Raw genomic sequence first — 24021 nt, 5'->3', positions numbered from 1 at the left:
TGATGTCCATGCCGAGGATGTCGGTGGCACGGGCCACCGTCTCCTCGGCGCCCTCGGCCAGCTTGACGCCGATGGGTGGCCCGCCGATGGTCGGCCCGCCGATGGCTGGCCCGCCCGGCAGCGATCTCTACCGGGTCGACCCCGTGGTGATCACCGGCCGAGGTGTTGCTGGGTCACATCTTTCCCGCCCACCCTGCGGGCTTCCCCACGGCTGGGCCTGCCCCTACGCCCGACCGACGGACCGCCGAGCAGACGTTCGCCGGCACTGACCTCACTTCCTTGGGTTGACAGCGCCAGAGCTGTCCGTGTCCAACTCGCCGAACCAGCGACGATCGCGGCGGAACACCTCGCGGACAGTGAGCCCGGCGGCAGCGGCCACGCCGGTGACCGCCATGGTGTCGAGCCGGGCCCACCGAAACGGTGGCCCGAGGCGCGAACTACCGCAGGCGGCCTGAATGGCCAGTTGGGCCTGACCGCGCCACAATCCGGGACCTGGTGGTTCGAGTTCGACGAGCACGGTGCCGCCGGGGCGCAGCAGGTCGTGGCACCGGCCGAGGAGGGTGACGGGGTCACCGCCGATGCCGATGTTTCCGTCTATCAGGAGCACATGCGCCCAGCGCCCTTCTGCGGGCAGTGGGGCGAAGATGTCCCGCTGGAGGGCGATCGCGCCTCGGGCTCGGGTCAGGTGGACCGCGTGCGCGGAGATGTCGACTCCGACCGATGTCAGTCCGGCCCGGGTGAGGGCCAGTGTGAGTCGGCCTGGACCGCAGCCCAGGTCGAGGGTCGGCCCGGTGCACCGGGCGACGAGTGCGGCCACCGCCGGCTCGGCGGGGCCGTGCCACCGGCGTACCGGTAGGCGGCTGCGCCAGCCGTTGTCGCCGTGCACCAGCCAGTGGTCGTCGGTGCGGCACCGCAACGCGCTGGCGAACGCGTCGGCCGGTCTGGTGCGTACGCTGCGGTTCACCGTGGGATTCCGAGCGTCAGGCTGCGCCGGACCGCCGCGACCTGACGCGCGAAGCGGCCGCCGTTACCGTGCTGCTCCGGTCGGGCCTCCGGGTGGACCGCGTCTTCGCCCTCGGACCGCCCGGGCAGGACTGCCGCGGCCCGCCCAGGACAACCGTCCGCAATCACGTCGGTGGACCACCCCGACGCATCGCCGGAAGTCGACGCGGCCACCGCCAGGGCGTCAGCCCACTCGTCGACGTCTTGAAGCAGGGGTAGGGATTCGACGCGCAGACCGCGCTGGCGTAAGGCCGCGATGGTGTGGCGTCCGGTCGATGCGGTGGACATCGGCACGGTCGCCAGCACGGCGGCGTGCCGGGGGTTGTGCAGACCCAGCGCCCACCACCCGCCGTCGACGGCGGGGCCGAGCACGGCGTCGCTCAGGGTGAGGCGGTGGACAGCGTCGTCGAGGTGCGCCGGCGTGAGCTGTGGCGTGTCCATGCCGATCTGGAGTACCGGTCGACCCGGGTAGGCGTCCGCCACGTCGGCGTGGGCGTTGGCGAGACGGTTGCCGAGGTTGGTGCCGCGCTGCGGCAGGATCTGCCAGCCGTCGATCGCGGCGGTCAGCTCGGCGGCTTCCTCGGCGTCGGCCAGCCGACCGTCAAGGGCGAGGACGGGTGTCACGCCGGGTGTGGCGCGTACGGTGTCCAGACTGTCCAGCAGTGCCGCGGCGGCGATCCGGGCCGCCTGGACGTGGCTGGCCGGTGGGCAGAGACGGGTCTTCACCGTCCCGGGCACGGGTGCCTTCGCCATCACCAGCAGGACGGTCACCGCGATCGCTCCACAGTGCGCAGGACCCCGGCGAAGTCGCGGGTCGCGCGGAGCGTGCCGCGTACCGAGCCGGAGACCTTCGACCGGGTGCCGGCGGCGCGGTGGGAGTACCGCACGTCGAGTTCCCGGATCCGCCAGCCCGCGGCGGCGGCGCGGATGAGTAGTTCCAACGGGTATCCGAAGGCGCGGTCGGTGACTCCGAGGCCGAGCAGCGCGTCGCGGCGGGCCACCCGGATCGGGCTGAGGTCGCGCAGCGGTATGCCCCGGTGCCGCAGCAGCGCCGCGACAAGCGCGGTGCCGGCGCGGGCATGCCACGGCCAGACGCCGGCGGTGACGGGCCGACGACGACCGACCACCAGATCGGCCGATCCGCTGGCCACCGGCTCGACCAGCTCCGGGAGTTGTGTCGGGTCGAAGGAGCCGTCGGCGTCGAGCACACAGACCAGTTCGGCCTCGGCAGCCTCGAGGCCGGCGTGTACGGCCGCGCCGTAGCCCCGGCGCGCTTCGTGGACGACCCGGGCGCCGTGCCGGGCCGCGACCTCCGGTGAACCGTCCCGGGAGCCGTTGTCCACCACGATCGCCCGGTAACCGGGTGGCAGGGCGGTCAGGACGCCGGGTAGTGCCGCGGCTTCGTCGAGGCACGGCAGTACCACGTCGATCGGTGATGGCATACCGGAAACGCTAGGACGCCAAGCCGCCCGAGATGGGCTAAATCGGACCATCAGCATCCTTGCCAGCGTCGCTCCCGCACCGAACGGTGGTGTCCTGCCCGTTCCCGCAGCACCGGGCCAGCGATGGCCGTACCGTCCGGTGGTCATGAAAGTGCTCGCGCCCCAGCGGCGGGGACCGGAAGTGCCCGCCCGACGCGTCGACGCCGACCTGGTGGTGCTCGGCGTCGAGGTCGCGTTGGTCGCCGCCGCGGTGGCGGTGGGGCTGCTGCTCAACGCGCGCGGTGTCGGTCTGCACGCCGACGCCGCGCCGCTCTACGCCACCTGGCGTCCGCACCTGGGCTGGGGCACGCCGGCCGCGCTTCTGGTCGCCGCCGGGGTGCTCGGCTGGGGCGTGCGGTGGGCGCGGACCGCCGGGTGGGGGCGGCTGCTGGTCGCGGCCTACCTTGCGGCGGTCGCCTGGACGATGTCGTTGGCGCTGGTGGACGGCTGGTCGGCCGGTTTCACCCGGCGACTCACCCCGCAGGCTGAATACCTGCACGAGGTGCCCCGGGTCACCGACGTCAAGGCCATGCTGGCCGGCTTCAGCGCCCGGATTCTCGACTTCCAGCCGGAGGCGTGGTCCACCCACACCGCCGGCCATCCACCGGGGGCTCTGCTGGTCTTCGTCGGGTTGGACCGGATCGGCCTCGGCGGTTCCACCGCCGCCGCCCTGGCATGCGTGCTGGTGGGAGCGACGGTGACCGTGTCGGTGCCGGTGACGCTGCGGGCGCTCGGTGCGGGGCAGGCGGCCCGTGACGTGCTGCCGTTCCTGGTACTGCTGCCCGGCGCGATCTGGGTGGGAGTCTCAGCCGACGGCATCTTCACCGGGGTGGTCGCGGCGGGCCTGGCCCTGCTGGCGGTGCGCGGACTGGTCGCCGCCGCGGTCGGGGGCCTGTTGCTCGGCTTCGCCCTCTACCTGTCGTACGGCTTCGTGCTGGCCGGGGCCCTGGCCCTGGCGGTGGTGGCGCTGCGCCTGCGGGACCGGTGGTCGGCGTTGCTCGTGGCAGTGGCCGGGGTCGGCACGGTGGTGGCCGCGTTCACCCTGGCCGGCTTCTGGTGGCTGGACGGCTACCACCTGGTGGTCGAGCGGTATCACCAGGGCTGGGCCGCAGAACGCCCGTACGGCTACTGGGTGTGGGCGAACCTGGCGGCGCTTCTGCTCTGCGCCGGCCCGGTGCTCGGGCCCGCGCTGCGCCGGAGCGCGCTCGCGTCGGCCGGTCCGGCGCGGACCGTTGCGATGCGATGGCGCGCGCCGGACCGAGCCGGGATGATCGCCCTGCGGGAAGCTGGGCCCACGGTGCTGCTGCCGCTGGCCGCCGTGCTGGCGGTCGGCGCGGCTGACCTGTCCGGGCTGAGCAAGGCGGAGGTGGAACGGATCTGGCTACCGTTCGTGGTCTGGCTGCTGGTGGCCGCCGCCCACCTGCCACCGCCCGCCCGACGGGTCTGCCTGGCCGGGCAGGTGGTCACCGCCCTCGCGGTCAACCACCTGCTGTGGACGGTCTCCTGATCCGCAGGGCGACGGTCTCAGACGGTGAGGGCGGCCGGTTCCCGGAGCGGATCCGTGGCGAAGGCGGCCACGCCCTCGGCGAACCCGACCCGGGCGGTGTAGCCGAGCAGTTCCGCCGCCCGTCGGGGGTCGGCGACCACGTGTCGGACGTCGGCCGCCCGGCCGCCACCGGCGATCAGCGGCGCCGGCCCGGCCATCGCCTCGGCGAGGGCGACGGCCAGCTCACCGACCGTGTGCGGTTCGCCGGAGCAGACGTTGACCGGCACGAGGCCGCGCGGTGGCGCCGCGGTCAACGCCAGCAGGTTGGCCCGGGCGACGTCGGTGACGTGGACGAAGTCGCGGCGCTGCCGTCCGTCCTCCAGCACCCTCGGCGGCAGACCCGCCGCCAGCGCGGACCGGAAAATCGAGGCAACCCCCGCGTACGGGGTGTCCCGGGGCATCCGGGGGCCGTAGACGTTGTGATAGCGCAACGCCCAGACGCTCCCGCCGGTCTGCCGCGCCCACGCGGCAGCGAGGTGTTCCTGGGCAAGCTTGGTGGCCGCGTACGTGCTTCTCGGCTCGAGTAGCGCGTCCTCAGGCACCAGAGCGGGCGAGAGGGTGCCCGCGCAGCCTGGGCAGGTTGGCTCGTACCGGCCGGCGGCCAGGTCGGCGACGCTGCGAGCGGCGGGCCGCACGGCGCCGTGCGTCGCGCAGACGTACCGACCTTCGCCGTAGACGACCATCGAGCTCGCCAGCACCAGCCGGGTCACGCCGGCGCGGTGCATCGCGGCGAGCAGCACCGCCGTGGCGTAGTCGTTGTGGCTGACGTAGTCGGGGGCGTCGGACGGATCCAGCCCGTGCCCCACCATCGCCGCCTGGTGACACACCGCGTCCACACCGGCCAGAAGCCGGTCCAGCAGGCGGGCGTCCCGGACGTCACCGACCACCGGGTCGTGCCGCCGGGACCACTCGGGGAGTTCCCCGCCGTGTGCCTGCGGCAGCAACGCGTCGAGCGCCACCAGGTCATGACCCTCGGCGACGAGCAGGTCGGCGATCTGCGATCCGATGAAACCGGCCGCGCCGGTGAGCAGTACCCGCATCCCGGTGACCGTAGACGGCACTCGGCCGGGGCGCGGTCATTTCACCCGCCTTGCCAGGCGATCGGTATCGCCGGAATGCACCAGATCGGGCACCTGTGGCGTCTAGCGTCCCGTGGTATGGGTGTGACGGACCGGCCGACGGGTTTCCCGCAGCGGTGGTGGCGTGCCCTTGAACGGCACCCTCCACCAGTCCGCGGCCTGGCCGGGGACCGCTGGCGCAGCCCGCTGCGCGGTCCGTGGCTCACCGCCGTCTACGGCGCCGTGCTCCTCCTCGGGCTGCCGCTGGTGATCATCACCGGGCTGCTCGACTACGCCGCCTACGGCCCCCAGTTCGGCCAGGCCCTCCCCCGCGAGGTGGGCTGGTTACGGCTGCCGCCATTCGACTGGCCGACTCGGCCGTCCTGGCTGTTCCGGGTCACCCAGGGGTTGCACGTGACGCTCGGCATCATCCTGATTCCCGTGGTGCTGGGGAAGCTGTGGTCGGTGATCCCGAAACTCTTCAGCTGGCCACCGGCCCGCTCCCTGGCCCAGGTGCTCGAACGGCTGTCCCTCCTCCTGCTGGTTGGTGGCATCCTCTTCGAGATTGCGACCGGCCTACTCAACATCCAGTACGCCTACCTGTTCGGCTTCGACTTCTACACCGCGCACTACTTCGGAGCCTGGGTCTTCATCGCCGCGTTCGTGGCACACGTGACGCTGAAGCTGCCCCGGATGGTCAGCGCACTCCGATCCCGGCCGGCCCTGCGGGACCGCAACCGACCCGGGCAGCACGAGCCCCTGCAAGCTGAGCTGCGTACCCCGCTGGCCGCGACCCGACCCGAGCCACCCGATCCGGACGACCTAGTGGCCACCGCACCCGGCGCGCCGACGATGAGCCGACGCGGCACGATAGCCCTGGTCGGTGGTCTGTCCCTGCTGCTCGGCGCCCTCACGATCGGGCAGACCCTCGACGGACCCTGGCGCCGCACCGCGCTGCTACTGCCCCGCGGACGTCAGCCCGGCACCGGCCCGAACGGCTTCCCGATCAACCGCACCGCCGCCGCGGCAGGCATCCCCAAGGACGAGACCGGGCACCGCTGGCGGTTGACCGTGCGGAGCGGCGATCGCCTCGTCACCCTCGACCGTCCCCGCCTGCTCGCCATGGGCCAGCACACCGCCCGCCTGCCGATCGCCTGCGTGGAGGGGTGGTCGACCCGACAAACCTGGTCAGGCGTACGACTGCGTGACCTCGCCGCCCTGGTCGGTGTGGACGATCCGGCGTCGGCGCAGGTGCGATCACTGGAGAAGGCCGGGTTGTTCAACCAGGCGATCCTCCAGGCCAACCAGGTCCTCGACGGCGACTCCCTACTCGCTCTACGGGTCAACGGTGCCGACCTCTCGGCCGACCACGGCTTCCCCGCCCGGGTGATCGTCCCCGCCCTGCCCGGCGTGCACTGCACGAAATGGGTCACCGAGATCACCTTCCGGACCAGCGTCGATGGCTGAGCCTCTCCCCCGATTCCGAGCGGCCTACGGATCGTCCCTCCAGCACCTGGTCCTCCTGATCGCCTGCTTCACCCTCACCGGCTGGGTCGCGCTCCGACTCGCCGACGAGGCCACGGCTGGCCGGATGCTGCTCTGGTTCGTCGGGGCGGCCGTCGCCCACGACCTCGTCCTCTTTCCGATCTACGCGTCAGCCGACCGGGTGCTGCGCGGCGCGCTCGGGCGCTCCGGCCCCGCCGGCCCGGATGGCCGATCGCCCGCTGCACACCACTTGATACCGGGCCGCGCGGGGCAGCCGTCACCGTTGAACCACATCCGGGTGCCGGCACTCGCCACCGGGCTGCTGTTCCTGGTGTATCTCCCCGGCATCCTGCGGCAGGGCCAGGAAACCTATCTCGCCGCCACCGGTCAGAACCAGCATCCGTACCTGGCCCGCTGGCTGGTAGTCACCGCCGCGCTGTTCCTGGTCAGCGGCGTCTGGTACCTCGTGCGGCAGATCCGCTGGCGACGGGTCGACGGGTCCGCGCGTTGAACGGGTGATCCCCGGCCGCTGTCCGCAGGAAGGCACGAGCATGACCAGGTACGCGGAACTGCCCCAAGCCGAGGTGGGGGTGATCGGTGGCAGTGGCCTCTACCACCTGGTAGCCGGCGGCACGGCGGTCGAGGTTTCCACCCCGTACGGCCGCCCGTCCGACCCGGTCACCGTCGGCACCGTCGGTGGCCGCTCGGTGGCGTTCCTGCCGCGGCACGGCACCGACCACCGGTTCCCCCCGCACCGCATCAACTACCGAGCCAACCTCTGGGCACTGCGCGCGCTCGGGGTACGCCAGATCCTCGCACCCTGCGCCGTCGGATCCCTCACCACGGCACTGGCCCCCGGGGCGCTGGTCCTCCCCGACCAGATGGTCGACCGGACCAGCGGACGAGCCTGCACCTACTTCGACGACGGTGCGGTCCACACGTCGTTCGCCGACCCGTACTGCCCGAACGGGCGCGCCACGGTCGCCGCCAACTCCCGCAAGATCGGGGTCGAACCCGTCGTCGGCGCCACGATGGTGGTGGTGGAAGGGCCACGCTTTTCCACCCGAGCGGAGTCACAGTGGTACGCCCGCCAGGGCTGGCAGCTGATCAACATGACCGGGCACCCGGAAGCGATCCTCGCCCGTGAACTCGAGCTGTGCTACACCCCCATCGCCCTGGTCACCGACCTCGACGCCGGACTCGACGCGGCCAATGCAGTCAGCCACGCCGAGGTGCTGCGCATCTTCGCCGCAAACGTCGAGCGACTACGTGAGGTGCTCTACCAGGCCATTCCGGCACTGCCGCCCGACCCGTCCACCTGCGCCTGCGGGCGAGGCCACGAGGGCGTCCCGCTTCCGATCACCCTGCCCTGACACACGGTGAAGGACGGGTGAAGGACAAACAGCTCGCAGCCTGTCGCCAGCGCGGTGGCTGGCTAACGCGCTGAACGCGGGGAAAGGCTGGCACCACCGGCCCTTCCCGCGCCGTTCGCAGCAGCTGTTCGCCCCGGGAGCTGCCACGAACGTGCCGTGCTGGCGAGAGGCGACGGCAACCTGCCGCTGCACGCGTCGCCGTGAGGCGCCGCCGCCTCGTCACCACACACCCAAAGGGCAGATGGCGGGAAGGCTCGACCTGCCGCGCTTCAGCCCCATGGGTGAACGCGTGGGCACCAAGCGGGTGATGCGAGTGTCGGTCAGTCCGGCGGCGTCTCGGGCCGCCGACAAACGATGCCGGTCTTGGTCGCTGCGACTTCACCCATGCGTTACGGGTATAGGTTGACGGGATGGACATCGTCGCCGGCGAGGGTGCGGTCGGTCGCGATTCACCTAGACCCTCGCCAGCGCGAGGGCGAGGGTCTCAGCGCAGGTGGCACCGGCTCCCTGGAGTCGGTGCGCACATATGAGTCGTCGCGGCTCGCGTCCCCACGCGAGAGGAAGTTGATCTCGCGTGGATATCCATGAACTCTGGTGTCCGAGGGGGGATTCGAACTCTTGTACGCACCATATGTGCACCATTCTGGGGTGCACATGCTCATAGGTTACGGCATGGCCAGGATTGGTTCCATCCCCAAATCCACATCACTGCGCGTGAGCATGAATGGTAGCTCGGACACATTGGGCCACATGCCTTGCGCAGCGGCTCGCCCCGTCATCGACTGGCCAAGATGAATGTGCAGCTATCCCCTATGACCGCTCAATCAGGCGTCGGCGAGCCGCCGCTAAGCATTTCTGCCTTTGGCGCGCTTCAGCCGGTCGACGTGCCGGCAGCCGTAGCGGTCGGATTCTTCGGCGCTCAGTGCACGAGGTTCACCGCCCTCGTTCGATGTCTGCGCTGGTCAGCCGGCCGACGAGGGCTGGGGCCCGCTGGCGCACGGGATCTCTTGAGGCATGTCGAGTACGTCAAGCGGCCAGCCGCAGCCTCGGTGTCATGTTGCGGTGGCCGCCAAGTCGTTAAGGGCTGCGTTGATCACGGGCCAACACATGCTGAGAGTATCGCGGTCTGGAGCATGGCCGATCTTCACCTGGGCGTTGGGATGCACGAGGTTGCGGTATTCGCGGAGTTTTCCAGCGAAACCGCGGACGTCGGCTTGTATCCACTTTTCATGGTGGGCGGTCTCGATCAGCTCGTGCAGGGTCCACTTGTCGAGAGGCTTTTGTGCGTTGGGCGTGCGGGCCTTGACGGCGTCGAGGAGAACGCCTTCCAGAAGGCTGCCGAGCATGATGATCGCGCTGGCGTAGGCACCGTTGCGGTCGCAGATACGTGCCTCGTTGAGCCGACTTTCAAGGACGATCGCGAGGTCGGCGTCGCGGACGATGTCTGCCATGGCCACGTGGAGCATGACGTCTGGTGACTGTTGCTCTTGGTCCTCTGGCTGCTTGTAGGGCCGAATGACGGGTCGCCCCTGGCTGTGTGCGATCTCGAAGCCTTCGATGGCGAGGATGCTGTTGAGTAGCTCGGTGACCTCGGCGGCGGCCAAGGGCTCGTTGCGATGAACGTACTCACGTCGGTCAGCAAGGCGGCAGACGAGCGCGTCGATGGCCCCGGGTGTGTCTCGACGTTGACGGAGCTGGTTGGTGAGCCAGCTTCGGCGCTGTTCGCCGTTGTAGGGCGCGACGTTCTCCCAGCCGGCTTGTTGGAGAAGCTTGGGCAGCTCGGCCCCACGCCGATACACGGGAAAGTCGTCGCCGCCACAAGCGATTCGGGCGATCTCATCGAGGGTGTTGTCGTCGATACTCTCGAGCACGCGGGTCTCCTAGAGGTCGTCTTCGTCATCGGACAGCGTTGTGGGTCTCCAACGTGGCTGCTGGCGTGGTGCTGCGGGCAGTGAACGGGGTTCGATGCCTCGTTGCTGTAGTTGCTGCCAGAGTGGTTCGAGGGCGGCAGCGGGGTCGTACAGGTATTCGCTGTCCCGGATACGAATGAACTGCCAACCGGCTCGGCGTAGTTCTCGCTCGCGGTGTAGTTCCTGCTGGACCTGCTCGGGTTGTCGGTACCGCGACGGTGTGTCGCACTCGACGGCCAGCCGGCCGTTGTCGCCGACGACGACAAGATCGATGGCTCGGTGGTCGACGGGGTAGTGCGGGACTACGGCGTAGCCGCGGCGCCGCAGCTCCAGGAAGACGCGTTGCTGCAGCAGGCAGGCGAAGGGTTCGGTGCGGGTGTCGGGGGTGACGTCATCGAGCTCGGGATCGACCGTGAAGGTCGCCGGAGGGTGGAGCATGTAGGTCAGCAGGGAGTGGCGAAGGTCGGTGGGATTCAGGCTGTTAGGGGGCACCGAGGTGAACAGCCAGAGTTGGTCACGGGCGCGACTGGCGGCGACGTTGTACCGACGCTGCTCGGTGCGGCCGGTGAGAGCCGTTCTGGCCTTCGTCACGACCATGGACAGCAGGACGATGTCGCGTTCGTCGCCTTGGAAGTCGGGTGGTTGGCCAACTCGAATTTGTCGGTGGCGTATGTCGGCCGGGTCGATGCGCTCGTAGAGCAGCTTCTCAAGGATCTGAGTCTGTTTGCCGCTCTGCAGCGCGATGATACCGATGGTCTTGTTGCGGCACATCGGGTCGTCGATGATCTTTTGAACGTGATCGATGATGGCGCTGGCTTCGACCTGATTGCGCAGGGTTGCCCGTTGTCCCTCTTCCATGGCGTCGTTGACCTGCACGACTCTGAGGGGGTCGAGGCGGTCGGCCCCGAACTGACGGAGTGGGATAAGTCTGCCGTCGTAGAACTGCGCAGACGACCATCCGATGATTTCGGGCATGCATCGGAAGTGTTCGGAGAGTCGAACGACATCGGAGAAGCGGGTGGCTAGGAGTTCGTAGAGATTCGAGGTGGGGAGGAAACCGTTGCGCAGGTTCAAGGCCATGTCGGCTAGGTGCCGGTCTAGGCTCTCTTGCACGGCCTCGGAGTCGTTGTTTCGGTAGTTGGCACCGGGTGCGCACTGCTTCTCGTCGCCGACGACGATGACTCGTGGTGCCAGCCACAGAAGGAAGAGGTTGTCGACGCTGGCTTGGCTGGCTTCATCGACGATGACGACGTCAAAGGCGTTGGGTCGTGGCGTGATGGTGTCGATCACGGCTGATAGGGGCATGACCCAGGCAGGGACGGCCTGCTGGGCGTTCTTCATCGCCTCGAACGCTGCGGTGAGGTACCGGTCCTTGTTCTTGCCCTGCCCTCGGCCGTAGGCGCCCATGTTGGTCTTGTAGGACTGGAGAGCTTGACGCTGTTCTTCCGTTATATGTTCCAGGCAGTGTTGCAGAGCCTGTTTACCAGCTAGCTCTGCGGTCACGCGGTTGAGTTCTAGTTCAACATCGCCGATGCGCTGCTCGTGGATCTGCTCGGTATCTGTTGGCCGGATCATCTGGTGGTAGGCCGCTGCTGCGCTCCAGGCCCACGACGCTTCGAGGTCGTTGAGGCGGTGTCCCCAGGTTGGATCGTTGAGGTTCTCACTGATCTGGGTGGCGAGTGCCGGGTGGGCGGCGGCGAGTCTCTGGAGCAGCTGTTCGCAGCGCTGTTGTGAGTCCTTGTCGCTCCTGGCCAGATCAAGCTGTCGGCGGGCCGCCGCGTAACGGTCGATGTCGCTGCTTCCAAGAGCAACGCTGAGCTCGGCGGCTTCGGGGGCGACGTCTGGGTTCCGGCGCCATGTCTGCATTCTGTTGGTGAGCTCAGTGATGGCTTCGGACGCCTGCCGTGCCCCGGTGATAGTCGTTCGGTTGCGGCCAATGCGGACGAGGAGGTCCCAATCTTGCGGGCTGCGGACTGCGAAGCGGATTCCGTGGCTGCGTAGAAGGCGCTCCACTGTGTCCCGCGCTGCGGCGAGCGTGCGCAGGGCCGAGGCGTTGTGTGAGATGTCGTGGAGATGTGCGACTCGACGGCGTAGCGGCCCGTGGAACGTCGGAACGCCGACCTGGGCCCATGCTTCCAGAGCCGTGGTGACGGCTGTTTCGGCCTGAAGGAAGGTGGACAGTGCGGTCAGTTCTGAGGTGGTGGCGGGCGGGGCGCCGTCAACCGTGCAGCTTTGCAGCAGGTCGGTGGCGTCGAGCTGGGCGCGTGGGGGCAGGTAGCGGCGTAGGCGTCGGCCATTGGCCAGGTGCCTACGCAGGCGCTTGGCCTGGCCCGAGAGGCGGCTGAGGTGGGCTGCGGTGAGGGGTGTGGTGCCCAGGTCGATGTCGCAGTCGTTGAGCGCCGTGAGGGCACGTACGTGGGGCTCCACCTCTCGCAGTTCGGCGAATAGGGCCTCCCAGTAGGCCGGGCTTTGCCGGGTTAGGAGCGCTTCGGCGGCTCTGCGTCGCCAGTCTGCGGGGTCCCAGTCAGTGATCGCGTCGGGTAGGCCGCAGGATGCCAGGGCATCGGTGGCAACCGCGACGTGGCGCTGAATTTCAGCAAGGGTGGCGTCGTCGAGGGTGGTGAGTGACCAGGCGGTGGCGGTGTGGTCGGCGCCGAGGATCCGCTCAGCGTGAGCGATGGTGGCGATCGTGGCGGCGACGTCCGCGGCGTGTGGAACCTGGTCGGGGTCGGGAATGAACTGCTGGGTTCGTGCGGCGCGTTCTGGTGTGGCGGAGGTGAGAAGCTGCCACAACTGTTGGGCCTGGTCGTTCGACAGGGGCGCATCCCCGCAGGCGCCGGTGGGTAGGGGTTCGATCCAGCCGTGCTGATCGCGGCCGGCGTTGATTTGTTCGACGATTTGCGCGAGCGTGCCGCCATAGCCAGCGGCGATCGGCGGGTGAATCGTGTACTCCTGTTCGCGGATCACGCCCAAACCCCGGATCGTCTGCTCGAGCTGAGCGCTCAGGCTGGTGCGCTGTTGCCGAAGTTGGGTGATGTCGCTACGTAGCTCGTCGACGGTGATCGTGGAGGACAGCTCCGACAGCGCGGTGATGCTGCGGTCGAGTTCGTCTGTTCCTGTCCGTTGCATGCCCGTCATGAGTACACACAGTTGCCGCACCGACTCGGGTAACTTCTCGCGGAGCACGCGCAGCGCTTGGTCCTTCTGGCTCGTGATGAGCAGCCTCTGGCCGTCGGCGAGCAGCGCGCAGATGAGGTTGGCGATCGTGTGTGTCTTGCCCGTGCCTGGTGGGCCCTGCACGACGACGGTCGTGTCGTCGCTGAGCTTGGCCAGCACCCTGCGCTGCTCTCGGTTACTGGCGAGAGGAAACAGCGGGTCGTCGCTGTTGACCGGGCGATCCCGTCCCGCGCCCTTGAGCCAATTGCAGCGTTCCGTTGCCTCGATCGGGGTCACGAGTTGCGCCAGCCCGAGGGGGGTAGGAGATTCCGCGTCCTCAAGGCTGTCAGCGATGGTGCGGTAGACCCGCTCCAGTCCCTTCCGGTCACGGCGGCGGAGGAACAGGGCTGGGGCGAGGGTCAGCCGTGTCGTGTCGGCCTCGTCGAGGAGCGGAGGTTCCCACCGGTCGTCAGCAAGGTGGAGAGCACGGTCCCAGCAACGGCGCCGCCAGAGTTGCAGTAGGCGCACCACCTCCGGCGAAAAGGGGTGCAGCTGCGCTCCCGTATCGAACCAAGGAGATTCGAAGGGTTTGGCGCGGTATCCGTCCTGTGACGTGAGAAAGTCTTGGTCCTCGATCTTCATCCGCCGGTCGAGGGACAAGGCGACCTGCAGGCTGTCGGTCGCCGGGTCCTCAACGATAGCGGCGTTCCAGACCAGCAGGTGCCGCCGAACAGCCCAGCGGCCAGCGACGCTGGAGGTAAGGAGACCGACACCCAGCACAAGCTCCTCGGCATCGCCGCGTTGCTGTGCCAGGCGCTGAAGTCGCTCCAGGTAGGTGTAGGTCGCGCGCTGCTCCCCCACGCGGCGCTCCTGCTCGGCCCACGTCGTCCACACGGCGAGCCAGTCCTCGTACTCCCGCCGAAGGGAATCGGAAATTGCCGGACCTGTCGCTGCGCGCCCACTGTCGTTCGTCACGAGCTGGAGTGGCGGACCTTCGGCATTGCCGTACTCCGTACCGTCTAGCAGGTCACGAAGCGCTGTTGGGGGTACAGGTGGTTCCGGTGGCGGAGGGTAGGCGACCTGCATGATGACCGGTCCGCGGGAACGCGCGTTGTCTTGGGGCAGCCTACGAAACCAGTAGGTGTTGGCCTCGTCGATCGCGTCGCGATTCGGCCGCTCGCTGCTCTTGACCTGCGCGAGCAGGTGTGCCACGAGACCTTGGGTCAGACGTCTGACGGTAGGACTTGTCGGGGACACGGGGTCCGGCACTCTGCCTCCTCGGGCTCGCCCAGCCCAACAGGATGCACGCAATCAACTACTGAAGGCAACCATCTGCCAGAAGGGCGACATCTAGCGACTCCACCAGTGGACAGGGCGCAAGTCGTCGACGGCTGGCCCCACTTTGCCCGGGGAGGCCGGCCGGGACCCGATGGGTACGGCGCCCCTCATGCGGACTGCGGTGGTGATGAGGTCGGATTGCCCGACTTCCTTCGTGCGGTTCCGTCACGGTCCACCCCGAGGCAGTGTAGTAGAGCAGATTCGACGCTGTGTTCAGTAGAGCGTGCCTTGCGGGGCCTCGCCGCGTGCGGTGACCCCGGAGCCGTCTGGCCCGGAGCGCCGCACGCGGCCCCCATCCCTTACTCGGTCGTGGGTGAGACGGCGCCGCTCGCCTGCGACCACCGGTCGGTGTGATCTGCCAGACGGGCCAGCGGATGGGGTTGGCCGGTCATGGCCGACAGTGCGTTGGCCACGTCGTGCAGATCAGCCTTGATGTAGGTGGTGGTGGAGGATCCAGGGCTATCGGTGTGACCGGCGTAGGCGCGGGCGATGCCGTAGCCGAAGTGGCGTTCCACCCAGGTGAGCGTGGTGTGGCGCAGCCAGTGTGTGGACACCCCGTGCACGGCGACCCACGGCAGGCGCTCGCCGAGGCGTTTCCACAGGTGGTCGTAGCGGCGGCTCGTGATCGGTTGGCCGGCACGGGTGCGTAGGAGCGCGTCGGTGAGCAGGACCGCGCCGCGGGCGCGGGCGTGCTCGTGCAGGTGTTCGGCGAGGTCGAGGGTGATCGGTTGCCACCGGATGGTGGCGCCCTTCTCGGTCAGGCGGACGAGTCCGTTAATGGTGTCCAGGTCGACCAGGCGCAGGGCCAGTGCGCCGCCGCGGCGGCAGGCGGTTTCGGTGTGCAGGCGCAGGACCAGTGCGTCGAGGATGACGTCGTTGCCGCCGGTACGAGCCTCGATATTGATTTCTTCCAGCTCGTGTGGGGTCAGGGCGCGGCGAGTGCTGGGCAGGCGTCGGGGTTTCGCGACCCGGTGGGCGGGGCTGGCGGAGGCGTCGATCAGACCATCGGCGATGGCCCGGGTGTAGAAGGCGCGGGCGGCGGCGACGACGTGCTCGCCGGCGTGCCGGCCGTTGCGGCTGTTGCGCCGCGACACCGCGCTGGCAATCATCACCTGTTTCAAGGCCTCGATGTCGCTGGCGGCGACGCCGTCCAACGGTCGGTCGGGCCAGGTAGCGGCCATTCGTTCCCAGTAGGTGCCGTACGTGCGGCGTGCTCCAGGCCCGGCTGCGGCGAGAACGCGCGGCAGGTACTCCGCGACCGTGGGTAGGGCGGCCCGGGCGCTGGGGTGGGCTTGGAGGTCGGCCACGGTGACGCCCAGGTGGGCCAGGACCTGGTGTGCGGCGGCGACAGCAGACGGGTCAGCGGTCACTGTCGCCTCCTGCCAGCTGGTGGTGCAGGTCGGTGAGGAGGCGGGCGACGGTGCTGACGGGATGCACGACGAGCAGGTCATGCGTGATGAAGGCGGCCAGGAGTACAGGCTGGCCGGGCTCGATCTGGCACATCTGCCGGGCACTCGCCGGCAGGGGCAGCTCGCCTCGGCTGCCCACCTGATACCGGCCGTCGTCAGCAGGGGCGACGATGATCGTTGCCTGGTGGGACTGAATGTCGAGGCGGTGCTCCGGGTCCCAGTTCAGTGCGCGCAGGAGGTGCTGCGCGGTCACGCGGCCGCAGCGTGCGGGAAGAGCCATCCACAGCAGCAACTCGGAGGGGCCGGTGGGTGCCGACGGGGAGACCCGGTCAGGTAGCGCGGGCATCGGCACCGGGAATGGGGTTGGGCTGGCGGGCAGGGACTTAGGGACCAGCGGACGGACGAGTTGCTCAACTACTCGGGTAAGGCGTGTCATGACGGGACAACCGCCGGCCTACCCGACCCAGTGGTGGCTTTGCACAAGTTGCTCCTTGCCTACACTCCCCCGTCCGGGAAGCCGAGCTTGCCGGCTATGTGGGCGAGGGACGCGGCGATGGTCTCGGGGTCGTGCGCTAGACGGTCGTGCCCTTGCCTTCGCGTACCTGCCGCTCCCCCAGCTCCACAACGACGCCCTAGGTCTGCTGGCGTACCAGCTCGCATCGACCAAAATGTGGTTCCAGATCGGGGTATCAAAGTCCGGTCGGAGGGAACAACGGCGCTACGGAGCTCGAAAGGGCATGGTCCCGGGCGTGGACTGTGATGGAGTCACAGCGACTGGAGGCACTGCGGCCTGAGGTGCGACCCGCCCGGACCGAGGAAGCACGGCCCGCCGTAGCCAATCACCCGCGTCACGGTCCGAACCTAGTTGGTTGCCTGCTGTAGATTGCAGTGTCGTGCTTCTCCTGGCAGCGAACTCGGAGCCCGTCGCGCAGCCCACCTTCTGGGAGAACGTCGTCTGCATCCTGTTCTGCTCGGCGGGTCTCTTTCTGTACGTGTGCTACTACTTCGGCTTCAGGATCGAAGCCAAGTGCCTCGTCCTGACCAAGACCACCAGGAAGCCGTGCACGAAGGACGGCAAGATTCTCGTCGGCTGCCGGAAACACAAGCGGCAGAAGTTGGTGGCATGGGTTCGCCACCTGGGTGCGGCTAGCTGGCTCGATCCGTGGCTCTACCGGTTGCACATCGTCCCGCCGTCGTTCGCGCCCCTGCCGCTATACCCGGCGCAGGCAGCTGCTCACAGCGTCGCGCTACCACTGGTAGCTGAGACGCCTGGCAAGCGCATGACGCTTGAAGCCCGGATCGCCTTGTGTGCGTTGGCCCTCGCCATCCTCCAAACAATCACAGCCCTCCTCGCCCTCGCCGTTGACATCGCCGCTGGCACGTAAGACCGGCTCACCCCGAGGACTCCTCGCCCTCGCGCAATCCCCTATCGAGCTGGTGCAGCTGAACCTGGCCCGGATCTGCGCACTGGCGTCGGCCCGCCAGCCAAACGTCTACTGGCTCAGACGAGACAGCGTGATGAGCTACGAACAGCGCCTAGCCAAGATCCGCCGCCGCCCTTGAGAACCTAACCGTTATAGGTGAGGCGACGACAACATGCCCGCGTTCCTGTCGACCGGACGTGCGCCAGGCTGCTATTACGGCGACGGGGCTGGTTGGGGCGCCACGACGACTTTGTCGGGCCCGCCGGGCGTTGGGCTTGCATCCGGTACCCGGGTACAGGCTTACCGTCATCGGTATGACCACCGATGAACAGACGTGGGCACCCGAAGCGTGCACCTTGCCGAGCCTGCAACGGCCACTGCGGCTGGCCGAATTCGACGACCTGTTCACCACCGCCCTGCTCGAGCAGCAGCGGCTGTCCCCCACCGAACTGCGGTGGCGCCTCGACCTGACCGCCGAGGCGAGCGCCCGGGACCTGACCGACCGGGAAAGCTCGTGCTGCTCGTTCTTCACCTTCACCATCAACCGCGACGCCGACGCGCTACGCCTGGCCGTGCAGGTGCCGGCCGCGCACGTCGACATCCTCGACGCGCTCGCGCACCGGGCCGCCGCCAGGATGACGGCGTGAACGGGCTGCGCAGCAGCCAGGTAGCCGCAGCAGCCGGAGTGAACCCGCAGACACTGCGCTACTACGAGCGCCGCGGCCTGCTCGCCGAACCAGAGCGCACCCTCGGTGGGCATCGCCTCTACCCGGCCGAAGCGGTCATCGTGCTGAGGGTTATCAAGGCGGCGCAGGGACTCGGATTCACCCTCGACGAGGTCGCCGACCTGCTCGACGCGGGCCGACACCGTCACGGTCGCCACCCCGACGCCGGCCTGCGCGTCCGCGCCCAAGCAAAGCTCGCCGAGGTCGAGGCGAAGATCGCCGACCTGCAGGTCATCGCCGGCACACTGCGGGCCGCGGTGGACGCTGGCTGCGACGACCTCGTCGCGTGCGCCGGACAGCCGTGCTGCCCCATCCCGTTCGCCACCATCGCCGTCGGAGGAGTCCCCGATGCCGAAGACCGTTGACCAGATCGCTGCCCGGGCCCGCCGAGGGCTGCCCTTCGGCCTGACCGGCCTGGCTGGGCTGGCCTGCGCGGCCTGCTGCGCCATCCGCTGCTGCTCGCCGCCGGGATCCGCTCCGGCGCCGGTTGGGCCGCCGCCGGCGCGTGGCTGCCCGGCGTCGCCGTGACTCTCGCCGCCCTCGCCGGCGGCGCCTGGTGGTGGGTGATTCGCCGCTCTTACCGCGGCGGCTGCGTCGGCGGAAGCGGCTGCGGCTGCGGATGCGGCTGCGGCTGCGGATGCGGATGCTCGGCCGAATCACCGGTATGACCGCGTGCCGCGGGCAGCCCGGTACGGTCCACCGATGACCGTCGTCCGCTCGATCCTGCTGTTCATCGTCGCCGCCCTGTTCGAGATCGGCGGGGCGTGGCTGGTCTGGCAGGGCTGGCGTGAGCACCGCGGCCTGTGGTGGATTGCCGCCGGAGTGATCGCCCTCGGTGCGTACGGATTCGTCGCCACCTTCCAGCCCGACCCGAACTTCGGGCGCATCCTCGCCGCCTACGGGGGCGTGTTCGTCGCCGGATCCCTCGCCTGGGGCGTGATCGTCGACAAGTTCCGGCCCGACCGATGGGACGTCATCGGCGCCGGCATCTGCCTGATCGGCGTCGCCCTGATCATGTACGCGCCACGGTCCGCAGGCGGGTCCTGACCAGGGCAACCATCGGCCCCGCACGACTGCAGCAGGCACTCACAGCAACACGTGCGCCCCTTCTTGAGTGAGAGACACGGGGCAACGCAGCCGGATCAGGCGTGGGTGTGTCGAGGTCGATCAGGGCCAGGAATCATCGTTCGGTCTTCGTATCCTCATTCGGCGTCGCGCGGCCGACGGTTTACCGCAACTCAGCGAAGATCTCCTGCAGCAGGCGTTCCTCGTACGTCTCCTCGTGATCGACGCCTCCCAGCATGTAGCCGCCGAACTTGATGTTCGCGCCCGCGTTGTCCAGCGAGATGACGCCGCGCCCGAGTTCGGCGAGGGCGGCTTCGACGTCCGCCAGCTCAACTTCGGTGTTCTCACGAATGTAGAGTTCGGAGAGCTTTCTGATGGGGATCATTTCGCCGTGCCATTCCCGGACGGCGGAGTGCTGCTTGAAGGCGTCCCGGTACATGCGAGACCCGGGGATGATCGCCGGCGCGGCCACGGAGATGGTCGTGATCGAGCCCGCGTAGGTCTCCGCGATGGAAAGCCAGTTCTCCACCTCCTCCTTGAGTTGCGTTAGGGTGGTGCCGGGCAGGCCGAGGATGCCGGAGAGGTACATCTTGTAGTCGAGACTCCTGGCCAACTCCAACGCTTCCAAGACTCTGTCCGGGCCCTTGTTGATGCCTTTCGAGTTGCCTTTCAGGAGCTTGGGGTCGAAGGCTTCGAGTCCGACGTTCCAGGTTTTCACGAATCCCTTGCAGAGCTCTGCCGACTGAAGGAACTCGTAGATCAGTCCGTAGGCGAGCATGAACCGCTGACCCCGCAGGACTTCCGACTCGGCGCAGGCAGCGGCCAGGTCGTCCAGAAACGAGGTGCCGCCGCCCCATTGGCTCTGCGACATCCCCATTGTCGAGTCGCCGGCCGCGTAGACGTTGGACTTCAACTGGCCGACCAGCACTTCGAGGGTCGACACCGCCGTGCTGACCGTGGTGGTCTTGGGAGTCAGACCTTGGATGGAGCAGTGCAGGCAGCGGCGTGTGGGGCGCCTGCCCCAGTTGCAGCCGCCGTCCAGCGGTAGGGTGACCATGCGCTTCAGGTCGTAGTGCGACGCGTACCAGACTTTGAACGCGTCGTCGTACTGGGATTCCAGCACGTCCTCGATGAGCCGGTAGTCGGGAAGCATCCGCTCGGACAGCGGGTAGGTGGGCGCGGGCTGGTTGCAGACCTCTCCGCTGGCGCCGCGGTATGCCAGGGACGGGATTCGCGCGATGTCCAGCTGCCCGTGCAGCCAGGACAGCAGTCCCATCATGGTGAAGGGGCCGTTGTTTCCCGTGCAGACGAAGTCCACCACCTTGGATCCGTAGGTCCCGGTGAGGACTTCGCGGTGCAGGATCCCGGCGTGGTCGTTGCCGAAGACGACCACGGCGTCGGGGTTCACTCGTTTGATCTCCGCGGCGACCACGTACGCCCACATCGCGGTTGACGAGTACACCGTGAACGCGGCGACATCAGGCGGATCCGCGTGGATCTTCGCGCGCATGTCCTCCCAGCCGAGGTGGCTCATGTCCAGGTACTGCCAGTCCAGGTCGGGGAAGCACCTGGCCTGATAGGTGATCATCTCGACCAGCGCCGAGTGCGGGTAGACCGTGCCTTCGTTCGCGTAGCGCGCCTGGTCCCCCGCACCGTCGATCAGGGCGCCGCCGCCTGAGTGGCTGCCTCGGTGCGCGGAGGTCAGCGGGAGCCCCACATACCAGACCGTCTGGAGTTTCTTCGTCCGCAGTTGCGAGACCGCACTGTCGACGGGGTAGGACCAGGTGTATCGAGTGTCGGTGGCGGTGACCAGCTCTTCGACTGGCTCAAGGCTCATCATGGCGAACTCTCAGATCTCTATGAGTGCTACGGGAAGCCGCTCGCGAATTCGCTGATTGGATGGCGGCCCTCACGTGGGAAGCTCCGGAATCAACAGGGCGGGGCGGCCACGCGCGGGCAGGCGCGGGCAGGCGCGGGCAGGCGGGTTGACGCGCTGAGCACCCGTACGGTGCAGGGTGCTCGACGAACAGCCAGTATGGGTCGGACGCACAACCAGCCGACCCGGAAACTACGCCTTCATAACGGTCGGCAGGCATTTCTTAACACGTTCTCAACGCGACCGAGCACTGATACTCGGCGGCAGATTCCTCGGGCATCGATGGCGGCGTTAACGCCCTGCCCGTGCCACCTGGAATTCTCACCGAGCGTGATACCGGGTCGAATCAGGCGACGAATCGGACGGCTGTCAGCGGCCGCACGCACCCTTGACGAACCCGCCGGGGCGGGCCGTGCAAATCGCGTTAAGAACGGCTCGCTGAACGTTAAGAACGCGTGGACATGGTGCTGGCAGATCGCGCTATCAGCCCATACTGACTCTGGCCTCGCCGAACACACCACCCATGAGCGGCCACCATTCAGCCAATACCGATCGATGTGCACAAAGGATCGAGTGTGACCACGTCCGACCCCCCGACACCTCGCCGTATCTCGATATTCGACACGACCCTGCGCGACGGCGAACAGGCGCCGCGCAACGCCATGACCGCGGAGCAGAAGCTCGACCTCGCCCTGCGGCTCCAGACGCTCGGCGCGGACGTCATCGAGGCCGGCTTTCCCGCATCGTCGCCGACGGACTTCCGCGCGGCGCGCCTGATCGCCAGGAACCTCACGACCGCCCAGGTCGCGACGTTCTGCCGGGCCACCCGCGCCGACGTCGAGGTCGCGGTCGAGGCCGCCGGCACCCAGAACCACCAGATCCAGGTGCTCGCCACCGGCAGTGAGATCCACCTTGAGCACAAGCGCGGGATCACCCGGGAGACCGCGTTGCGCGAGCTTCGGGACACTGTCGACTTCGCGCTGTCCCTGGGCGTCCGGCATGTCTCGGTGGCGGTCGAGGACGCCACCCGCGGCTCCCGTGATCTCCTCGCCGACACGGTGGCGACCAGCCTGGAGGCCGGCGCCGAGTGCGTGGCGATCGGCGACACGACGGGCTGCGCGACCCCGCAGGAGTTCGGCAACCTCATTGCCGCCGTCCGGAACTGGGTGCCGGCACCCAGGAAGGTCTCGGTGCACTGTCACAACGACTTCGGGCTGGCGCTGGCGAACACCGTCGCCGGTATCGAGGCGGGAGCCGACGAGGTTCAGGTCACCCTGGGCGGCATCGGTGAACGGGCGGGCAACACCGCGCTGGAGGAGGTCGTCGCGCTCCTCGCGTACAAGAGCGACCAGGTGGGCGCCTACACGGACGTCAAAACCGAGGCGCTGCATGACGCCTACTCGGCGCTGCGGCGGGCCATCGGGCTTGAGGAACCCCGCAACAAGGCAATCGTCGGCGCGTTCGCCTTCGCCACCGCAGCCGGGATCCACCAGCAGGGCATCCTGCAGAACCCGACAACCTACGAGTACGTGCGGCCGGCCCGATTCGGCCGCCAGACGTCCCTGCTCGTGGCCCGCCACTCCGGGCGCGCCATCGTGCGTCACGTGCTGTCTGAGGCCGGGCTCGTCATGGACGAGGCCACGGTCACCGCGCTGTTCGAGACATACGTCAACGGCCGGGCCGGTGGCGACTGCGTCGAGTTGGACGTCCTGCGCGAGGAGATTTTCGACGCGCTCGCCCTGACTGCCGCCGACGCGCTGAGCGCCCGATGAGCGGCCTGACGTTGGCCGAGAAGCTGTGGCAGCGCCACGTCGTCCGCGCCGTGGACGAGCGAACGGACCTGCTCTACATCGACCTGCACCTCACGCACGAGGTGACGTCACCGCAGGCCTTCGAGAGCCTGCGTCTGTCGGGGCGCCGGGTGCGCCGCCCGGATCTGACCCTGGCGGTCGAGGACCACAACGTCCCCACCCATTCGCTGCTGCTCGCCGACGACGGCGGACAGTCGCAGCTCGCGGCCCTTCGCCGCAACTGCGCCGAGCACGGCATCGAGCTGTACTCGCTCGGCGACGGCCGGCAGGGCATCGTCCACGTCGTCGGTCCCGAGTTGGGCCTGGTACAGCCGGGCATGCTGATCGTCTGCGGCGACAGCCACACGTCGACCCATGGTGCGCTCGGCACCCTGGCGTTCGGCGTGGGCACCAGTGACGTCGAGCATGTTTTCGCCACCCAGACGCTCGCGGTCCCCCGGCCCAGGACGATGGCGGTCGAGTTCGTGGGGCTGCCGCCGGTGGGCACGACGGCGAAGGACATCGCCCTGGCGATGATCGCCCAGATCGGCACGAACGGCGCTCAGGGCTTCCTCATCGAGTATCGGGGCGCCGCGGTCCGCTCGTTGTCGATGGAAGCCCGGATGACGTTGTGCAACATGAGCATCGAGGCCGGAGCCCGCGCCGGGATGATCTCACCGGACGAGGTCACGCTCGCGTACCTGACCGGCCGGCCGTACGCACCGTCGGGGAACGCCTGGGACGACGCGGTGTCGGACTGGCGGTCGCTGGTGACCGACGCTACGGCGGTCTTCGACCGGGTCGTCGAGATCGACCTTGCCACGTTGGCGCCGCAGGTGACGTGGGGTACGAATCCCGGGCACACGGTCTCCCTCGACGGTTGTGTGCCCGCGCCGGAGTCGTTCGGTGATCCGGCGGAGCGGGCCTCTGCCGAGCGGGCGCTGGAGTACATGGACCTGCGGCCCGGGCGGCGGATGCGGGACATCGACGTCGACACGGTGTTCGTCGGGTCGTGCACCAACGGCAGGATCGAGGATCTTCGGGCCGCCGCAGCGGTCCTGCAAGGCCGGCGTATCAGCGGCGGTGTGCGGATGCTCGTCGTGCCGGGCTCCGGTCCCGTCCGGGCGCAGGCCGAGCAGGAGGGCCTGCACGAAATCTTCCTGAACGCGGGCGCCGAGTGGCGGCTACCGGGCTGCTCGATGTGCCTGGGCATGAACGCCGACCGCCTCGACGGCACCGAGCGGGTCGCATCCACCTCGAACCGCAACTTCGAGGGACGCCAGGGCAACCGCGCGCGTACCCATCTCGTCTCGCCGGCCGTCGCGGCGGCGACCGCCGTGGTCGGCCGATTCGCCACTCCGAACGACCTAGCGTGAGAGACCA

General features: G+C 68.6%; 20 protein-coding genes. 11 read left to right on the top strand and 9 right to left on the bottom strand.

Annotated elements, in window-relative coordinates:
• Nucleotides 1-271: 271 nt before the first annotated feature.
• The 3 genes from AB0C01_RS25355 to AB0C01_RS25345 are packed head-to-tail and all read right to left on the bottom strand — an operon-like array spanning nt 272 to nt 2444.
• Nucleotides 272-916: a class I SAM-dependent methyltransferase gene (locus AB0C01_RS25355; RefSeq protein WP_357572298.1), complete on the bottom strand. Its 645-nt coding sequence runs from the start codon at nt 914-916 to the stop codon at nt 272-274.
• A 44-nt stretch (nt 917-960) separates the two neighbouring features.
• A complete protein-coding gene (locus AB0C01_RS25350; protein WP_357572292.1) occupies nt 961-1773 on the bottom strand; it encodes a TIGR04282 family arsenosugar biosynthesis glycosyltransferase in 813 nt (270 codons plus the stop codon).
• A complete protein-coding gene (locus tag AB0C01_RS25345; protein WP_357256137.1) occupies nt 1770-2444 on the bottom strand; it encodes a glycosyltransferase family 2 protein in 675 nt (224 codons plus the stop codon). The genes AB0C01_RS25350 and AB0C01_RS25345 overlap by 4 nt, the downstream gene beginning before the upstream one ends.
• 145 nt (nt 2445-2589) lie before the next feature.
• On the opposite strand from AB0C01_RS25345, the gene AB0C01_RS25340 reads away from it, so the two are divergent.
• Nucleotides 2590-3990, top strand: a complete 1401-nt coding sequence (locus tag AB0C01_RS25340; protein ID WP_357572291.1) for a hypothetical protein — start codon at nt 2590-2592, stop codon at nt 3988-3990.
• A 17-nt stretch (nt 3991-4007) separates the two neighbouring features.
• Here AB0C01_RS25340 and AB0C01_RS25335 read toward each other — a convergent pair whose 3' ends face one another.
• Nucleotides 4008-5069 carry an NAD-dependent epimerase/dehydratase family protein gene (locus AB0C01_RS25335; RefSeq protein WP_357572290.1) on the bottom strand — a complete coding sequence of 354 codons (1062 nt, stop codon included), beginning with the start codon at nt 5067-5069 and terminating at the stop codon, nt 4008-4010.
• 117 nt (nt 5070-5186) lie between these two features.
• Between AB0C01_RS25335 and AB0C01_RS25330 the strand changes: the two genes are divergently transcribed.
• The 3 genes from AB0C01_RS25330 to AB0C01_RS25320 are packed head-to-tail and all read left to right on the top strand — an operon-like array spanning nt 5187 to nt 7945.
• Nucleotides 5187-6554, top strand: coding sequence for a molybdopterin-dependent oxidoreductase (locus AB0C01_RS25330; RefSeq protein ID WP_357572289.1), 1368 nt, complete (start codon nt 5187-5189; stop codon nt 6552-6554).
• Entirely contained in the window at nt 6547-7083 is a 537-nt protein-coding gene (locus AB0C01_RS25325) for a hypothetical protein (protein WP_357256129.1), read from the top strand. Before AB0C01_RS25330 ends, AB0C01_RS25325 begins: the two co-directional genes overlap by 8 nt.
• Nucleotides 7084-7123: 40 nt before the next feature.
• Nucleotides 7124-7945 carry an S-methyl-5'-thioadenosine phosphorylase gene (locus AB0C01_RS25320; protein ID WP_357572288.1) on the top strand — a complete coding sequence of 274 codons (822 nt, stop codon included), beginning with the start codon at nt 7124-7126 and terminating at the stop codon, nt 7943-7945.
• A gap of 1052 nt (nt 7946-8997) precedes the next feature.
• On the opposite strand, the gene AB0C01_RS25315 is transcribed toward AB0C01_RS25320, so the two are convergent.
• From AB0C01_RS25315 to AB0C01_RS25300, 4 genes are all read right to left on the bottom strand, one after another.
• The gene (locus tag AB0C01_RS25315; RefSeq protein WP_357572287.1) at nt 8998-9816 is read right to left on the bottom strand and encodes a hypothetical protein; all 819 of its coding nucleotides are present in this window, start codon (nt 9814-9816) and stop codon (nt 8998-9000) included.
• Nucleotides 9817-9825: 9 nt separating this feature from the next.
• On the bottom strand, nt 9826-14223 hold the full coding sequence (locus AB0C01_RS25310) for an AAA domain-containing protein (protein WP_357572286.1): 4398 nt from the start codon (nt 14221-14223) through the stop codon (nt 9826-9828).
• Nucleotides 14224-14648: 425 nt separating this feature from the next.
• Complete coding sequence (locus AB0C01_RS25305) at nt 14649-15719, bottom strand: site-specific integrase (RefSeq protein ID WP_357572285.1); 1071 nt, start codon at nt 15717-15719, stop codon at nt 14649-14651.
• Nucleotides 15709-16011: a hypothetical protein gene (locus tag AB0C01_RS25300; protein WP_357572284.1), complete on the bottom strand. Its 303-nt coding sequence runs from the start codon at nt 16009-16011 to the stop codon at nt 15709-15711. The genes AB0C01_RS25305 and AB0C01_RS25300 overlap by 11 nt, the downstream gene beginning before the upstream one ends.
• 640 nt (nt 16012-16651) lie before the next feature.
• Here AB0C01_RS25300 and AB0C01_RS25295 point away from each other — a divergent pair.
• The 5 genes from AB0C01_RS25295 (at nt 16652) to AB0C01_RS25275 (ending at nt 18954) form a co-directional block, all read left to right on the top strand.
• Nucleotides 16652-17143 carry a hypothetical protein gene (locus tag AB0C01_RS25295; protein ID WP_357572283.1) on the top strand — a complete coding sequence of 164 codons (492 nt, stop codon included), beginning with the start codon at nt 16652-16654 and terminating at the stop codon, nt 17141-17143.
• A gap of 353 nt (nt 17144-17496) precedes the next feature.
• Nucleotides 17497-17829, top strand: a complete 333-nt coding sequence (locus tag AB0C01_RS25290; protein ID WP_357572282.1) for a hypothetical protein — start codon at nt 17497-17499, stop codon at nt 17827-17829.
• Complete coding sequence (locus AB0C01_RS25285) at nt 17826-18272, top strand: MerR family transcriptional regulator (RefSeq protein WP_357572281.1); 447 nt, start codon at nt 17826-17828, stop codon at nt 18270-18272. The genes AB0C01_RS25290 and AB0C01_RS25285 overlap by 4 nt, the downstream gene beginning before the upstream one ends.
• Nucleotides 18256-18435 carry a hypothetical protein gene (locus AB0C01_RS25280; RefSeq protein ID WP_357572280.1) on the top strand — a complete coding sequence of 60 codons (180 nt, stop codon included), beginning with the start codon at nt 18256-18258 and terminating at the stop codon, nt 18433-18435. Before AB0C01_RS25285 ends, AB0C01_RS25280 begins: the two co-directional genes overlap by 17 nt.
• 174 nt (nt 18436-18609) lie before the next feature.
• Nucleotides 18610-18954 (top strand): YnfA family protein, encoded by a 345-nt coding sequence (locus AB0C01_RS25275; RefSeq protein WP_357572279.1) that lies wholly within the window; start codon nt 18610-18612, stop codon nt 18952-18954.
• A 181-nt stretch (nt 18955-19135) separates the two neighbouring features.
• Here AB0C01_RS25275 and AB0C01_RS25270 read toward each other — a convergent pair whose 3' ends face one another.
• Nucleotides 19136-20812: a hypothetical protein gene (locus tag AB0C01_RS25270; protein ID WP_357572278.1), complete on the bottom strand. Its 1677-nt coding sequence runs from the start codon at nt 20810-20812 to the stop codon at nt 19136-19138.
• Between the two features lie 611 nt (nt 20813-21423).
• Between AB0C01_RS25270 and AB0C01_RS25265 the strand changes: the two genes are divergently transcribed.
• A complete protein-coding gene (locus AB0C01_RS25265; protein ID WP_357572277.1) occupies nt 21424-22620 on the top strand; it encodes a pyruvate carboxyltransferase in 1197 nt (398 codons plus the stop codon).
• A complete protein-coding gene (gene leuC, locus AB0C01_RS25260; protein ID WP_357572276.1) occupies nt 22617-24014 on the top strand; it encodes a 3-isopropylmalate dehydratase large subunit in 1398 nt (465 codons plus the stop codon). Before AB0C01_RS25265 ends, leuC begins: the two co-directional genes overlap by 4 nt.
• Nucleotides 24015-24021: the final 7 nt, after the last annotated feature.

The sequence above is a fragment of the Micromonospora sp. NPDC048905 genome, from assembly GCF_040649655.1.
In the GTDB taxonomy this organism is placed as follows: domain Bacteria; phylum Actinomycetota; class Actinomycetes; order Mycobacteriales; family Micromonosporaceae; genus Micromonospora.
Note: the sequence above shows the minus strand (reverse complement) of the source record. Positions and strands in the feature narration are given on the sequence as shown.